This is a genomic window from Pseudomonas sp. MWU13-3659 (assembly GCF_023757525.1).
Lineage (GTDB): Bacteria > Pseudomonadota > Gammaproteobacteria > Pseudomonadales > Pseudomonadaceae > Aquipseudomonas > Aquipseudomonas entomophila_E.
The window spans coordinates 32,106-46,034 of record NZ_JAMSHW010000021.1 but is presented as its reverse complement, the minus strand read 5'-3'; the positions used below and the strand labels follow the sequence as shown (position 1 = coordinate 46,034).

17 protein-coding genes are annotated in these 13,929 nt (G+C 66.8%); 9 read left to right on the top strand and 8 right to left on the bottom strand.

The window, feature by feature from the left end; translation table 11 throughout:
* Positions 1 to 69 precede the first annotated feature (69 nt).
* Genes ribBA through nrdR form a run of 4 tightly spaced genes read right to left on the bottom strand, consistent with a single transcriptional unit; the run spans position 70 to position 3,481 of the window.
* Positions 70 to 1,161 carry a bifunctional 3,4-dihydroxy-2-butanone-4-phosphate synthase/GTP cyclohydrolase II gene (gene ribBA / locus NGM28_RS21455; protein ID WP_011531967.1) on the bottom strand — a complete coding sequence of 364 codons (1,092 nt, stop codon included), beginning with the start codon at positions 1,159 to 1,161 and terminating at the stop codon, positions 70 to 72.
* 18 nt (positions 1,162 to 1,179) lie between these two features.
* Positions 1,180 to 1,845 (bottom strand): riboflavin synthase, encoded by a 666-nt coding sequence (locus NGM28_RS21450; protein WP_011531966.1) that lies wholly within the window; start codon positions 1,843 to 1,845, stop codon positions 1,180 to 1,182.
* Positions 1,846 to 1,886: 41 nt separating this feature from the next.
* On the bottom strand, positions 1,887 to 3,014 hold the full coding sequence (ribD, locus tag NGM28_RS21445) for a bifunctional diaminohydroxyphosphoribosylaminopyrimidine deaminase/5-amino-6-(5-phosphoribosylamino)uracil reductase RibD (RefSeq protein ID WP_252091335.1): 1,128 nt from the start codon (positions 3,012 to 3,014) through the stop codon (positions 1,887 to 1,889).
* Positions 3,015 to 3,016: 2 nt separating this feature from the next.
* Positions 3,017 to 3,481, bottom strand: coding sequence for a transcriptional regulator NrdR (nrdR, locus tag NGM28_RS21440; protein ID WP_011531964.1), 465 nt, complete (start codon positions 3,479 to 3,481; stop codon positions 3,017 to 3,019).
* 105 nt (positions 3,482 to 3,586) lie between these two features.
* Between nrdR and NGM28_RS21435 the strand changes: the two genes are divergently transcribed.
* Genes NGM28_RS21435 through trxA form a run of 3 tightly spaced genes read left to right on the top strand, consistent with a single transcriptional unit; the run spans position 3,587 to position 5,616 of the window.
* Positions 3,587 to 4,039: a hypothetical protein gene (locus NGM28_RS21435; protein ID WP_240066509.1), complete on the top strand. Its 453-nt coding sequence runs from the start codon at positions 3,587 to 3,589 to the stop codon at positions 4,037 to 4,039.
* Position 4,040: 1 nt separating this feature from the next.
* Positions 4,041 to 4,700, top strand: a complete 660-nt coding sequence (locus NGM28_RS21430; protein WP_252091334.1) for a class I SAM-dependent methyltransferase — start codon at positions 4,041 to 4,043, stop codon at positions 4,698 to 4,700.
* Positions 4,701 to 4,728: 28 nt separating this feature from the next.
* Positions 4,729 to 5,616: a thioredoxin gene (gene trxA / locus NGM28_RS21425; RefSeq protein WP_240066511.1), complete on the top strand. Its 888-nt coding sequence runs from the start codon at positions 4,729 to 4,731 to the stop codon at positions 5,614 to 5,616.
* A gap of 94 nt (positions 5,617 to 5,710) precedes the next feature.
* On the opposite strand, the gene NGM28_RS21420 is transcribed toward trxA, so the two are convergent.
* Positions 5,711 to 6,055, bottom strand: a complete 345-nt coding sequence (locus NGM28_RS21420; protein ID WP_252091333.1) for a hypothetical protein — start codon at positions 6,053 to 6,055, stop codon at positions 5,711 to 5,713.
* A gap of 135 nt (positions 6,056 to 6,190) precedes the next feature.
* Between NGM28_RS21420 and NGM28_RS21415 the strand changes: the two genes are divergently transcribed.
* The 5 genes from NGM28_RS21415 (at position 6,191) to NGM28_RS21395 (ending at position 10,089) form a co-directional block, all read left to right on the top strand.
* Positions 6,191 to 6,733, top strand: coding sequence for a DUF2796 domain-containing protein (locus tag NGM28_RS21415; RefSeq protein WP_240066513.1), 543 nt, complete (start codon positions 6,191 to 6,193; stop codon positions 6,731 to 6,733).
* Positions 6,734 to 7,444 carry an ABC transporter ATP-binding protein gene (locus NGM28_RS21410; RefSeq protein WP_252091332.1) on the top strand — a complete coding sequence of 237 codons (711 nt, stop codon included), beginning with the start codon at positions 6,734 to 6,736 and terminating at the stop codon, positions 7,442 to 7,444.
* Positions 7,444 to 8,709 carry an ABC transporter permease gene (locus tag NGM28_RS21405; RefSeq protein WP_252091331.1) on the top strand — a complete coding sequence of 422 codons (1,266 nt, stop codon included), beginning with the start codon at positions 7,444 to 7,446 and terminating at the stop codon, positions 8,707 to 8,709. The genes NGM28_RS21410 and NGM28_RS21405 overlap by 1 nt, the downstream gene beginning before the upstream one ends.
* Before the next feature lie 107 nt (positions 8,710 to 8,816).
* The gene (locus NGM28_RS21400; RefSeq protein WP_252091356.1) at positions 8,817 to 9,296 is read left to right on the top strand and encodes a DUF3299 domain-containing protein; all 480 of its coding nucleotides are present in this window, start codon (positions 8,817 to 8,819) and stop codon (positions 9,294 to 9,296) included.
* Positions 9,297 to 9,405: 109 nt separating this feature from the next.
* Positions 9,406 to 10,089 carry an OmpW/AlkL family protein gene (locus tag NGM28_RS21395; protein ID WP_240066516.1) on the top strand — a complete coding sequence of 228 codons (684 nt, stop codon included), beginning with the start codon at positions 9,406 to 9,408 and terminating at the stop codon, positions 10,087 to 10,089.
* A 44-nt stretch (positions 10,090 to 10,133) separates the two neighbouring features.
* Here the strand turns inward: NGM28_RS21395 and NGM28_RS21390 are convergent, their stop codons facing one another.
* A complete protein-coding gene (locus tag NGM28_RS21390; RefSeq protein ID WP_252091330.1) occupies positions 10,134 to 11,342 on the bottom strand; it encodes an MFS transporter in 1,209 nt (402 codons plus the stop codon).
* A 101-nt stretch (positions 11,343 to 11,443) separates the two neighbouring features.
* Here NGM28_RS21390 and NGM28_RS21385 point away from each other — a divergent pair, with 101 nt between their 5' ends.
* A complete protein-coding gene (locus NGM28_RS21385) occupies positions 11,444 to 11,884 on the top strand; it encodes a winged helix-turn-helix transcriptional regulator (protein ID WP_252091329.1) in 441 nt (146 codons plus the stop codon).
* A gap of 78 nt (positions 11,885 to 11,962) precedes the next feature.
* Here NGM28_RS21385 and NGM28_RS21380 read toward each other — a convergent pair whose 3' ends face one another.
* Positions 11,963 to 12,895, bottom strand: a complete 933-nt coding sequence (locus tag NGM28_RS21380; RefSeq protein ID WP_252091328.1) for an NAD-dependent epimerase/dehydratase family protein — start codon at positions 12,893 to 12,895, stop codon at positions 11,963 to 11,965.
* Positions 12,888 to 13,772 carry a sugar nucleotide-binding protein gene (locus tag NGM28_RS21375; protein WP_213659359.1) on the bottom strand — a complete coding sequence of 295 codons (885 nt, stop codon included), beginning with the start codon at positions 13,770 to 13,772 and terminating at the stop codon, positions 12,888 to 12,890. Before NGM28_RS21375 ends, NGM28_RS21380 begins: the two co-directional genes overlap by 8 nt.
* Positions 13,773 to 13,929 lie beyond the last annotated feature (157 nt).

Genomic DNA, 13,929 nt, shown 5'->3' with positions numbered 1-13,929 from the left:
GCGAGGCCGCGCAGTGGCGGCCTCGGGAGGGTTTTGACTCGAGTCTAGGGGCGATCAGGCCGCCTCAAGTCACTCGGAGGGCACGTATTCTACAACTTCCAGATCGAATCCGGATATCGCATTGAACTTCATTGGCGAACTCATCAGGCGCATCTTGCGCACACCGAGGTCGCGCAGGATCTGCGAACCGGCACCGACGGTGCTGTAGGTGGTCGGTGCCTTGGGCTGTGCGTCGCCCGCGCTCTCGCGGATGTGCGCCAGCAGCACGTCGCCGTCCAGCGGGTGGCCCAGCAGCAGCACCACGCCGCTGCCGGCCTCGGCCACGGCGGCCATGGCGGCGCGCAGGCTCCAGCGGCCCGGTTGCTTGACCATCAGCAGGTCGCGCAGCGGGTCCATGTTGTGCACACGTACCAGTGTCGGTTCGTCGGCGCAGATCTTGCCCAGCGTCAGGGCCATGTGCACGTCGCCTTCCACCGCATCGCGGTAGGTGACCAGGTTGAACTGGCCCAGCTCACTGTCCAGCGGCTGCTCGGAGACGCGCTGCACGGTGCGCTCGTGGATCATGCGATAGTGGATCAGGTCGGCAATGGTGCCGATCTTGAGGTTGTGCTCGGCGGCGAACACTTCCAGCTCGGCGCGGCGCGACATGGTGCCGTCGTCGTTCATCACTTCGCAGATCACGCCGCTGGGCTCGAAACCGGCCATGCGTGCCAGGTCGCAGGCGGCCTCGGTGTGGCCGGCGCGGGCAAGGGTGCCGCCCGGTTGGGCCATCAGCGGGAAGATATGGCCAGGGCTGACGATGTCCTCGGCCTTGGCGTCCTTGGCGGCGGCGGCCTGCACGGTGCGGGCGCGGTCGGCGGCAGAGATGCCGGTGGTAACGCCTTCAGCGGCCTCGATCGACACGGTGAACTTGGTGCCGAAGCCGGAACCGTTGCGCGGCGCCATCAGCGGCAGCTTGAGCGTTTCGCAGCGCTCGCGGGTCATCGGCATGCAGATCAGGCCACGGGCGTGCTTGGCCATGAAGTTGATGTGCTCGGGCAGGCAGCACTCGGCCGCCATGATGATGTCGCCTTCGTTCTCGCGGTCTTCGTCATCCATGAGGATGACCATTTTGCCCTGGCGGATGTCTTCGACCAGTTCTTCGATGCTGTTGAGCGCCACGCGGCACCCCCTTCTCAATCAGGATTTCAAGAAGCCGTTGGCGGCCAGGAAGCTTTCGGTGATGCCACTGCCCTTGCTCGGTTCGGCGGCCTTGTCGCCCAGCAGCAGACGCTCCAGGTAACGGGCCAGCAGGTCGACCTCAAGGTTCACCCGACGCCCTGCGCGGTAGTCGGCCATGATGGTTTCGGACAGGGTGTGCGGGACGATGGTCAGCTCGAACTCGGCGCCATCGACTTCGTTGACCGTCAGGCTGGTGCCGTCGACGGTGATCGAGCCCTTGTGGGCGATGTACTTGGCCAGCTCTTTCGGGGCGCGCACGCGGAACTGGATGGCGCGGGCGTTATCGGCGCGCGAGACGATCTCGCCGACACCGTCGACGTGGCCGCTGACCAGGTGGCCACCGAGGCGGGTGGTGGGCGTGAGGGCCTTTTCCAGGTTGACCCGGCTGCCGCTCTTGAGGTCGACCATGGCGGTGCGTTTCAGCGTTTCGACGCTGACGTCGGCCCAGAAGCCGTCGCCGGGCAGTTCGACGGCGGTCAGGCACACGCCGTTGACGGCGATGCTGTCGCCCAGCTTGACGTCGCCCAGGTCGAGCTTGCCGGTTTCCACGTAGACGCGCACGTCACCGCCCTTGGGGGTCATGCTGCGGATGGTGCCGATGGATTCGATGATGCCGGTGAACATGGTGTTCTCCTAGATACGGGCTGCGCGGGGCAGGCCAGGCATTATACGCCGGGGGCCGGCAAGGGGATGGCAGTGACTCGCCAGTCATCGCCGACCGCGCGCATTTCGGTGATTTTCAGCCGTGGCGCCTCGCTCATTTTCGACAAGGGCCAATCCAGCAACGGGCGGGCCTCGGAGCCGAGGAAGGTGCCGGCGACGAACAGCTGGAACTCGTCGACCAGGCCCTGGCGGGCGAAAGCACCGACCAGCCCGGCGCCGGCCTCCAGCAGGATCTCGTTGACGCCGCGTTCGGCCAGGCAACGCAACAGCGCGGGCAGGTCGACCTGGCCTCCGTCGCCCGGCAGGTTGAGCAGTTCATGGCCGGCGGCGGCGTAGCGCGGGTCGTCGCCCGCGGCGGTGACCACCAGCGAGGGGCCGGCCTGGAAGAACGGCGCGCCCAGCGGCAGGCGCAGGCGCCCGTCGACCAGCACCCGCAGCGGCGGGCGCGACAGGGCCAGGGCGGTGAGCTCGCTGTCCAGCCCAAGCTCCTCGCCACGCACCGTCATCCGGGCGTTGTCCTGCAAGACGCTCTGGGCGCTGGTCAGCACCACGCTGGAGCGGGCGCGCAGGCGCTGCACCGCGGCGCGGGCGGCGGGGCCGGTGATCCACTGGCTCTCGCCACTGGCCATGGCGGTGCGGCCGTCCAGGCTCATGGCCAGCTTGGCGCGGACGAACGGCAGGCCATGTTCCATGCGCTTGAGGAAGCCGGGGTTCAGCGCCCGCGCCTCGGCTTCGAGCACGCCGCTGGCAACCTCGATGCCGGCCTCGCGCAGGCGCCGCAGGCCATTGCCGGCCACTTGCGGGTTGGGGTCCTGCATGGCGGCCACCACTCGCGCCACACCCGCCCTGACCAGCGCCTCGGCGCACGGCGGCGTGCGGCCGTGGTGGCTGCACGGCTCGAGGGTGACATAGGCACAGGCGCCACGGGTACGCTCACCGGCCTGGCGCAGGGCATGCACCTCGGCGTGGGGCTCGCCGGCGCGCACATGCCAGCCTTCGCCGACCACCTCGCCATCGCGCACGATCACGCAACCGACGCGTGGGTTGGGGTGGGTCGTGTAGAGGCCCTTGCGGGCCAGTTCCACGGCCCGGGCCATGTAGTGGGCGTCGAGGATGGCTTGGCTGGACATGCTTACTCTTTAGCCGGCTCGCGGGCCAGGCGGTCGATTTCTTCGCGGAATTCGTCGAGGTCCTGGAAACGCCGGTAGACCGAGGCGAAACGGATGTAGGCGACTTCGTCGAGCTTGCGCAGCTCGGCCATCACCATTTCACCCACCACCAGCGACTTCACCTCGCGCTCGCCGGTGGCGCGCAGCCGGCTCTTGATGTGCGCCAGCGCTGCTTCCAGGCGCTCGATGCTCACCGGGCGCTTCTCCAGCGCCCGCTGCATGCCGGCGCGCAGCTTGTCTTCGTCGAAGGGCTGGCGCGTGCCGTCCTGCTTGATCAGCCGGGGCAGGACCAGCTCGGCGGTCTCGAAGGTGGTGAAGCGCTCGCCGCAGGCGACGCACTCGCGGCGGCGGCGCACTTGCTCGCCCTCGGCGACGAGGCGCGAGTCGATGACCTTGGTGTCGTTGGCACCGCAAAACGGACAGTGCATGGTGGCAGGCAACAAAAAAAGGGAGGGCCATGGTAGCGCATTGCACTGGCAAGACAAGCCAAAGGGTTTACCATCCATGCAAATCTGCCCGTGAAGGACTCCCCCATGCATCATCGCGCACTCATCGTGCTGTGCTGCGCCGCCCTGCTCGCCGCCTGCGGCAGCGACCGGCCCAAGTCCGAGCAAGCCCCCGCGCCCGCGCCGGCCAAAGTGGCCAAGAAAGCCCAACCACTGGGCCCGCTGCCGGCCTACCAGCGTGAGCTGAGCGGCACCCTGCTGGAAATCCCGGCCGGCGCCGACGTGGAACTGGCCCTGCTGGTCATCGACGAGCGCGGCCGCCCGCAGCAACTGCTCGCCAGCAGCACCCTGACCGGCACCGGCCAGGCCCTGCCCTATCACCTGCGCTTCAACCCAGAAGTGTTCCCCGCCGGTGGCCGGGTCGAGTTGCGCGGCCGCGCCAGCCAGTCGGGCCAGCTGATCCTGCACCTGCCGCCCGTGCGCATTGCCCAGGCCGACACCCAGGCCACCGGCCCGCTGCGTTTCGAAAAGGCCCCGTAGGATGGCCCCACAAGCCCTGCAACAGGCCCTGAGCAGCCTGATCGGCGAAGCGCGCCTAGTGGTCAGCGAGCTGCCCGGCTGCGCCCTGAAACTCTGGCTGATCGACGACCAGAACATGGACCGTGCCTTCAGCAGCGAAGAAACCCGACGCATCCTGGAAGAGCCGCCCTACTGGAGTTTCTGTTGGGCCAGCGGCCTGGCCATGGCCCGTTACCTGGCTGAACACCCGGAGTGGGTGCGGGGCAAGCGCGTGCTGGACTTCGGCGCGGGCTCCGGCATTGCCGGCATAGCCGCCGCCCGGGCCGGCGCCCTGGAAGTAGTGGCCTGCGACCTCGACCCGCTGGCCCTCGACGCCTGCCGCGCCAACGCCGCGCTGAACCAGGTCGAGCTGGGCTACAGCAGCGACTTCTTCGCCGAGACCGACCGCTTCGACCTGATCCTGGTCGCCGACGTGCTCTACGACCGTGCCAACCTGCCGCTGCTGGACGCCTTCCTCAGCCGCGGCCGCCAGGCACTGGTGGCCGACTCGCGGGTGCGCGACTTCAGCCACCCGCTATACCGCTCACTGGGCGTGCTCGAAGCGCTGACCCTGCCGGACCTGGCCGAGCCGCACGAATTCCGCCGGGTCAGCCTGTACCATGCCAGCCGCGAGCCTTTATAGTGGGGCATTCACGTTTGCGAGAGTCACGATGAGCCAAGCTCCTGTTAACACAAGCCTGCCGTACATCTTCGATGCCACAGATGCCACCTTCCAGCAGCTGGTCATCGAGAACTCCTTCCACAAGCCCGTGTTGGTGGACTTCTGGGCCGAGTGGTGCGCGCCGTGCAAGGCGCTGATGCCGCTGCTGGCGAAGATCACCGAGGGCTATCAGGGCGAGCTGCTGCTGGCCAAGATCAACTGCGACGTCGAGCAGCAGGTAGTGGCCCAGTTCGGTATCCGCAGCCTGCCGACCGTGGTGCTGTTCAAGGACGGCCAGCCGGTCGACGGCTTTGCCGGCGCCCAGCCCGAATCGGCCATCCGCGCCATGCTCGAACCCCATGTGCAGATGCCCGCGCCGCCGACCGCCGCGCCGCTGGAGCAGGCCAAGGCGCTGTTTGCCGAAAGCCGCTTCAGCGAGGCCGAAGCCCTGCTGCAGGTGCTGCTGGGAGAAGACAACAGCAACGCCGAGGCACTGATTCTCTACGCCCGTTGCCTGGCTGAACGGGGCGAGCTGGGCGAGGCGCAAGTGGTGCTCGACGCGGTCAAGACCGACGAGCACAAGGCCGCCCTGGCCGGTGCCAAGGCCCAGCTGACCTTCCTGCGCCAGGCCGCCAGCCTGCCGGAGGCCGCCGAGCTCAAGACCCGCCTGGCGCAGAACCCGCAGGACGATGAGGCGGCCTACCAGCTGTGCATCCAGCAACTGGCGCGCCAGCAATATGAAGCGGCGCTGGACGGGCTGCTGAAGCTGTTCCAGCGCAATCGCGGTTATGAGAATGGCTTGCCGCAGAAAGCGTTGCTGCAGGTGTTCGAATTGCTCGGCAACGAGCATCCGCTGGTCGGCGTGTACCGTCGCAAGCTGTCGGCGGCGATGTTCTGAGATAGACCGCTGTTCGCCAGCAAGGCTGGCTCCTACAGGCACACCGGACCGTCGTAGGAGCCAGCCTTGCTGGCGAATGGCAGCAACACCGGGCTCACCCCACCCAGTGATACACCGGCGCATCCGCGCCACTTTCCACCTTCACCTCACTGCTGTGGCGCAAGCGCACCAGCAATCGCTTGCCCGCCGCGACACTGCCGGCCAGCCCTTCCAGGCGCTCCAGCAACTCCGGCCCACTCATCTGCCTCGCCTGGCGCAACACCTCGCGTGCGGCGAGCCACTGCCCGTCATCCTGGCGCGGTGCCGGGCCTGCGCTGGCCTGAACGGCCTCGACCACGACTGGCGCCTCCAGCCGACGCCCAAGCTGCGCCCACTCCTCAGGCGCCAGCTCGATGGTCAAGTCCACGGGCCAGTCACCGATCTGTCCACGAATTCTCACGCTGCCTTCCTCGATCCTGGGCTGGAATGCAGCCATGCTCCCACGAACATGAAACCTGTGCCAGGCAGGCTGGCGGGGCAATTAGAAGTTGTTATAACATTACCAAACCATTCCAAGCCGCCCCTGGAGCCGTCCATGCGTCGTCTGCTGCTCGCCCTGCCCTTCGCCCTGCTTCCCCTGGCCGTGGCCCATGCCCACGACGATCATGACCATGACACCCTCGGTGCCCACGAGCATGGCGTGGCCAAGCTCAACGTGGTGCTCGACGGCAATACCCTCGAACTGGGGCTGGACAGCCCGGCGATGAACCTGGTGGGCTTCGAGCACGTCGCCAGCACCGACGCAGACAAAGCCAAGGTCGCCGCCGCCCGCCAGCAGCTGGAACAACCGCTGAAGCTGTTCGGCCTGGCCCAGGCCGCCGGCTGCACCGAGGAGAACCAGGAACTGGAGAGCCCGCTGTTCGAGGCTGCCGACAAGCAGGCGCAAGGTCACCAGCACGCCGACATCGAAGCCCATTACCAGCTGGCTTGCGCCAACCCCGACAAGCTCACCCGCATCGACCTCGCGCCGCTGTTCAAGACCTTCCCGCAAACCCAGAAAGTCAACGTGCAACTGATCGGCCCGAACGGCCAGAAAGGCGCGGAAGTAACACCCGCCAAGGCCGTGGTCGTGTTCTGAATGCGCCAGCCGTTGATCGACCTGCATGACCTGGTGTTCGCCTGGCCCGGCCAGGCGCCGCTGCTGGATATTCCCGCGTTTCGCCTGGAGCCGGGCGAGGCGCTGTTCCTCAAGGGCCCCAGCGGCAGCGGCAAGACCACCCTGCTCGGCCTGCTGGGCGGCGTGAACCGCCCGGGCCAGGGCAGTATCCAGTTACTCGGCCAAGACCTCGCGGCGCTGGGCCAGGGTGCCCGCGACCGCTTCCGGGTCGATCACACCGGCTACATCTTCCAGCAGTTCAACCTGCTGCCGTTTCTCTCGGTGCGCGAGAACGTCGAGCTGCCCTGCCGCTTTTCGAAAAGCCGCGCCGAACGCGCCGCACAGCGCCATGGCAGCGTCGACCAGGCCGCCGCGCAACTACTCGCACACTTGGGCCTGGATGACCCGGCCCTGCTCGCCCGCCGCGCCGACAGCCTGTCGATCGGCCAGCAGCAACGGGTCGCCGCGGCCCGAGCGCTGATCGGCCAGCCGGAGCTGGTGATCGCCGACGAACCCACCTCGGCGCTCGACGCCGACACCCGCGAGGCCTTCATTCGCCTGCTGTTCGCCGAATGCCGCGCGGCCGGTTCCAGCCTGCTGTTCGTCAGCCATGACCAGAGCCTGGCGCCGCTGTTCGACCGGCACCTTTCCCTGGCCGAGCTCAATCGCGCCGCCAAGCCCCGGGAGGCCTGATGTACCTGCTCCGCCTTGCCCTGGCCAGCCTGGCCAACCGCCGCTTCACCGCCCTGCTCACCGCCTTCGCCATCGCCCTGTCAGTGTGCCTGCTGCTGGCCGTCGAGCGCGTGCGCACCGAAGCCCGCGCCAGCTTCGCCAGCACCATCAGCGGCACCGACCTGATCGTCGGCGCCCGTTCGGGGTCGGTGAACCTGCTGCTGTATTCGGTGTTTCGCATCGGCAACGCCACCAACAACATCCGCTGGGACAGCTACGAACACTACGCCAAGGACCCACGGGTAAAATGGGCAATCCCCATCTCCCTGGGCGACTCGCACCGCGGCTACCGGGTGATGGGCACCACCGGCGACTACTTCAGCCACTATCAGTACGGTCGGCGCCAGCACCTGGCGCTGGACCAGGGCCGCCCGTTCGCCGACGACCCGTTCGAGGTGGTGCTGGGGGCCGAAGTCGCCGAAGCGCTGCACTACAAGCTCGGCGACAAGCTGGTGCTGGCCCATGGCGTGGCCGCCATCAGCCTGGTCAAGCATGACGACAAACCGTTCACCGTGGTCGGGGTGCTCGAGCGTACCGGCACGCCCGTGGACCGTACCCTGCACATCAGCCTGGCCGGCATGGAAGCGATCCACATCGACTGGCACAACGGTGTACCGGCACGCGGCGCCGGGCGCATCAGCGCCGAGCAGGCGCGCACCATGGACTTGCAGCCCACGGCCATCACCGCCTTCATGCTCGGCCTGAACAACAAGATCGCCACCTTCAGCCTGCAGCGCGAACTCAACGAGTATCGTGGCGAGCCGCTGCTGGCGATCCTCCCCGGCGTGGCCCTGCAGGAACTGTGGAGCTTGATGGGCACCGCCGAGCAGGCGTTGTTCGTGGTGTCGCTGTTCGTGGTGCTGACCGGATTGATCGGCATGCTCACGGCGATCCTCACCAGCCTCAACGAACGCCGCCGGGAAATGGCCATCCTGCGTTCGGTCGGCGCACGGCCGTGGCATATCGCCGGGCTGCTGGTGCTCGAGGCACTGGCCCTGGCGCTGGCCGGCATCGCGGCCGGGCTGGGGTTGCTGTATGCCGGGATCGCCCTGGCCCAGGGTTATGTGCAGGCCAACTATGGGCTTTACTTGCCGCTGGCCTGGCCAAGCGCCCATGAGTGGACGCTGCTGGCCATCATCCTTGGCGCAGCGTTGCTGATGGGCAGCGTGCCGGCTTGGCGCGCCTATCGGCAATCGCTGGCCGATGGCCTGTCGATTCACCTGTGAGAGTCCCCATGCACGTTCATCGCATCTTCGTTGCCTGGGTTCGCCGGCAAGCCGGCTCCTACAGATGGGGCGCGCTTTCCGTGCTCCTGCTTGCGCTGGTATTCTTCATGCCCGCCGGTTGGGCAGCCGAACCGCGCGAACTGGACTGGCCGGCCTTGATTCCCGAAGGCGCCCCGGTCATCCCGCCGCAACTGACACCGCTGCACGATCTGTCACAGATCAGCAACGCGCTCTCGGCCGAAGCCGCCCCCGCCGCCCGCCAGCAGGCGCCCAACGCGCCGGTGGTCAAGGCGCTGGACGGCCAACCGGTGGAAATCCCCGGCTACATCGTGCCCCTGGAAGTCAGCGACGAAGGCCGCACCACCGAGTTTCTCCTGGTGCCCTACTACGGCGCCTGCATCCACGTACCACCGCCGCCGTCGAACCAGATCGTGCACATCTTCAGCGAGATGGGCGTGCGCGTCGAAGACCTTTACCAGCCCTACTGGATCGAAGGCACGATGCAGGTCAAGGCCTCCAGCAGCGAGCTGGCCGACGCGGGTTACCAGATGGAAGCCGAGAAAATCTACGCTTACGAGCTGAAATGAGAACGGGTTCCACCCCGTGAAACCGCTTCGTTGAGCTGGGTCAAACTTTCTGTTTAGTCAGCTTCGTACCATTGGACTACTCGATTACTCACGTCCTTTGGGAGCTTCCATGAACAAGTCCTTGCTCAGTGCCTCGCTCGTCGCGCTGGCGCTCGCAGCGCCCGTTGCCCACGCCCACCAGGCGGGGGATTTCATCCTCCGCGCCGGCGCCATCACCACCGCGCCGAACGAAAGCAGCGGCGACATCAAGCTCGATGGCGCGAAAGCTTCGGGCACCAAGGCGACCCTGGACAGCGACACCCAACTGGGCCTGGCCTTCGCCTACATGCTGACCGACCACATCGGCCTGGAACTGCTGGCCGCCACGCCATTCCAGCACACCGTCGGCGTCAAGGGCCTCGGCCCAGGCCTGGACGGCAAGCTGGCCGATATCAAGCAACTGCCACCGACCCTGTCGCTGCAGTACTACCCGATGGAGCCGAGTTCCAAGTTCCAGCCGTACGCGGGCGTGGGCATCAACTACACCCTGTTCTTCGATGAAGACCTGAGCAGCGCCCGCAAGGCCCAGGGCTTCAGCAACATGAAGCTGCAGGATTCGATCGGTATCGCCGGCCAGCTGGGCATGGACTACATGATCACCGACAAACTGCTGGTCAACGCCGCGGTCTGGTACGTCGACATCGACACCAAGGCCACCATCGACGGCCCGAGCGCCCTGGGCGTCGGCAAGACCAAGGTCGATGTGGACGTCGACCCGTGGGTCTACATGGTCGGCATCGGCTACAAGTTCTAACTCACCGCGCTCCCGTGGTAGGAGCCAGCTTGCTGGCGAAGCTTCTAGCGTTCGCCAGCAAGCTGGCTCCTACCCAGGCGCAGCTGTATCAACCAGCAACACCAAGCCATTGCACTGACCCCCGCCCCCAGCCCGCACACGGCGCCCCAGCCCCACCGCCCATACACCCAGGTCGCCACGACCGCCCCCAACCCGCTACCGACCGAATAACAGCACATGTACGCGCCGATCAAACGGCTCGCCATCTCGCCGCGCCCCTGCAACAGCAAGCTCTGGTTGGTCACATGCACCGCCTGCACGGCCAGGTCCAGCATCAGCACGCCCACCACCAGCGCCAGCAGCGACTGCTCCAGGAAAGCACTCGGCAACCAGGACAATGTCAGCAGCCCGAGCGCCAGGCCAGTGGTGCGCCGGCCAAAGCCCCGGTCAGCCAGGCGACCGGCCCGTGATGCGGCCAAGGCACCGGCAAGCCCCGCCAGGCCGAACAGGCCGATCCGGGTGTGGTCGAGCGCCAGCGGCGCGGCGCTCAAGGGCAGTACCATCGCGCTCCACAAAATGCTGAAGGCGGCGAAGACCAGCAGCGCGAGCACACCCCGCTGACGCAGAAGCGGATCATCCCGGTACAAGCGCAACGTCGAACCCAGCAACACCCAGTAATGCTGCTTTGGTGCGCCCGACCGGACGGTGGGCAGACGCCAGGCGAGCAGCACCACCATCAACAGCGCCAACCCAGCCGCCGCGAAATACACCCCACGCCATCCCAGCAGGTCGGCCGTGACCCCGGCCACCAGCCGGGCCAGCAGTATGCCCAGCACCACGCCACTGGTCACCGAGCCTACCACCTGCCCTTGCTGGGCGGGCGTGGCCAAGGTGGCGGCATGCGCCACCATCACCTGCACCACCACGGCCATCAACCCGACCATGGCCATGGCCGCCAGCAACAACACCCAATGCTGGGAAAACGCCACGCCCAGCAGGGCCAACACCGAGCACAGCAACTGGCCGAGGATCAGCCGTTTGCGGTCGAGCAGGTCACCCAACGGCACCAGCAGCAATAAGCCTACGGCATAGCCAACCTGGGTCGCGCCGACCACCAGGCCAACCTGCCCAATGGGCACGCCCAGGCTGGCCGCCATCGATTCCAGCAGCGGCTGGGCGCAATACACCGTCGCCACCGCCAGCGCGCAGGCGGCGGCGAGCAGCAGGGTCAGGCCCCGAGTGATTGGCAGGGGAACAGTGGTCAGGGATGTCATGGCGCTGTCCTTGTCGATCTGGTTTTAAATTGAAACCACATACTGGCTTTCTAGCAAATGTGGTTTTAATCTGCAACCAGAACTCTCCAAAGGAACAGCTGATGCTCGACGAGAACAACCAACAATGCCCCGTGGCCCGCGCACTTGAAGTCATCGGCGATCGTTGGGCACTGATGATCCTGCGCGACACCTTCGACGGCCTGCGGCGCTTCAGCGAGTTGCAGCGCAACCTGGGGCTGGCGAAGAACATCCTCGCCACGCGCCTGAAACTGCTGGTCGAGGCTGACCTGCTCGCGCAGCAACCGGCGTCTGATGGCAGTGCCTACAAGGAATATGTGCTGACGGAGAAAGGCCGCTCGGTGTTTCCGATCGTGGTCGGCCTGCGCCAGTGGGGGGAGCGGTTTCTGTTCGCGGAAGGCGAGTCACGCTCGGAACTGGTCGATGATCGGGGCCAGCCCCTGGAAACCCTGGAAGTCCGGGCCAAGGATGGACGAGCCTTGGGGGCCGCTGATTGCCATCGGCGAGTTGTCCGGCATTCGTGAGTGGCCGCCGGCAAGGGCCAGGATCGCTCCTGTAGGAGCCGGCTTGCCGGCGAACCTCACGTGAGGCGATACCCGATATCAGGCCTTGCCGAGCAACCGCGCCAGCCCCTCGGCGAATGGCGTCGGCGCGGGGAAGTCGAACCGCGTCAGCAACCGCGCGTTGTCCGCCCGGGAATGGCGGATGTCGCCGGAGCGCGCCGGCCCATGGCTGACCGCAGGCAACGTGCCGACCACCTGCTCCAGCGCCGCCAGCAACTGGTTCAGCGAAGTCGCCTGGTTCAAACCGATATTCACCGCGCCCTCTTCGACCGCATCCTGCTCCAGGGCCTGCACCATCACCTGGACCAAATCCCCGACATAGAGGAAGTCACGGGTCTGCTCGCCGTCGCCGAACACGGTGATCGGCTGACCGGCCAGGGCGCGCTCACAGAAGATGCTGATCACCCCGGAATACGGCGAGGACGGATCCTGGCGCGGCCCGAAGATATTGAAGAAGCGGAATACCACCGGCTCCAGCCCATGCTGGCGGCGGTAGAAGTCCAGGTACTGCTCGCTGGCCAGCTTGTCCACCGCATAGGGGGTCAGCGGCGCCTTGGGGGTGTCCTCGACGATGGACTGGCCCTCGCCGTTGTTGCCATACACCGCCGCGCTGGAGGCGAACAGCACGCGGCGCACGCCATTCAAGCGCATGGCCTCGCACACGTTGAGGGTGCCGATGAAGTTGCTCTGGTGGGTCTTGACCGGATCTTCCACCGAGGCCTGCACCGAAGCCACCGCCGCCAGGTGCACCACCGCTCGGCAACCGGCGGCGGCGCGAGCCACCAGGGCCGCGTCGGCGACATCGCCTTCGAGCAGTTCGAGCTGCGGATGGCCGAGCTGGAGGTTATCGCGCTTGCCAGTGGACAGGTCGTCGAGGATGCGCACCGCGTAGCCTTTTTCCAGCAACGCATCGCACAGGTGGGAGCCAATGAAGCCGGCACCGCCGGTGATCAGGATGGGGGCGTCAGCCATGTCGGTAGAAACGGTCCAGTAGAGGCGGCAGGCCGGCGCGCCAGGCGCGCGGCTTTATACCGAAGGTGTGAAGGATCTTCTTGCAGGCCAGCACCGCGTGCTGCGGCTCTTCGCTGGCATCCGGGCGGGCGGCATGGGCCTGCGCGGTGGGTTGTTGCACGGCCAGCTGGCGCCACTGCACGGCCTCGGCGAGGATCGCCTGGCCCAACGCCAACGGCGTGGTGGCCTCGTTGCCAGCGTAATGATAGGTGCCCCACAGCGGCGCCTTGCAGTCGAGCTGCTTGAGCACCGAGAGGATTACCCGGGCAGCGTCGTCCACCGGGGTCGGGTTGCCACGGCGGTCGTCGGCCAGCAGCAACTCCTGGGGCTGTTCGGCGCGGGTCAGGAAACGCCCGAGCGCGCCATCCAGGCTTTCATCCAGCAACCAGCCGAAACGCACCAGCACATGCTGCGGGCAGGTGGCGCGCACGCTCTGCTCGATGCGCCACAGGGCCTGGCCACGCAGGCCGAGCGGCACTGGCTCGTCCTTCTCGCTGTAGGCGGTGGCGCGCGAGCCATCGAACACGCGGTAGCTGGAGGGTTGCACCAGCACGATCTCGTGGTGCTGGCACAGTTCGGCGAGCCGCTCCACCGCACGCTCCTGCTGGGCCAGACGCTGCTCGCTGACAGACTCGGCCTGGAACCAGTCGAAGTAGTACGCCAGGTTGACCAGTGCATCGGGGCGGTGCTCGTCGAGCAACAGCGTCAGGCTGGCCGGGTCCCAGCCGCCTTCCGGCGGGCGCGGCGCCAGGAACGCGATGTCTTCCTCGGCCCCGAGGCGAATCAGCGCTTGCCCGAGGGCATTGCCACCACCCAACAGCATCAGGCGCATACGCATAGAGTCAACAGGTCCGCTCAGGTCGAAGGAGGAAAGGAGCCATTTTGCGGTTTCCGGCAGGGGAAGTCCAACACAGGCCCGCCACGCGCCGATTTGCCGCTCCCCCCATCGGGTTCCCCCTTTGCCGAACAGCCACTTATACTGCGCCAGGCATGCT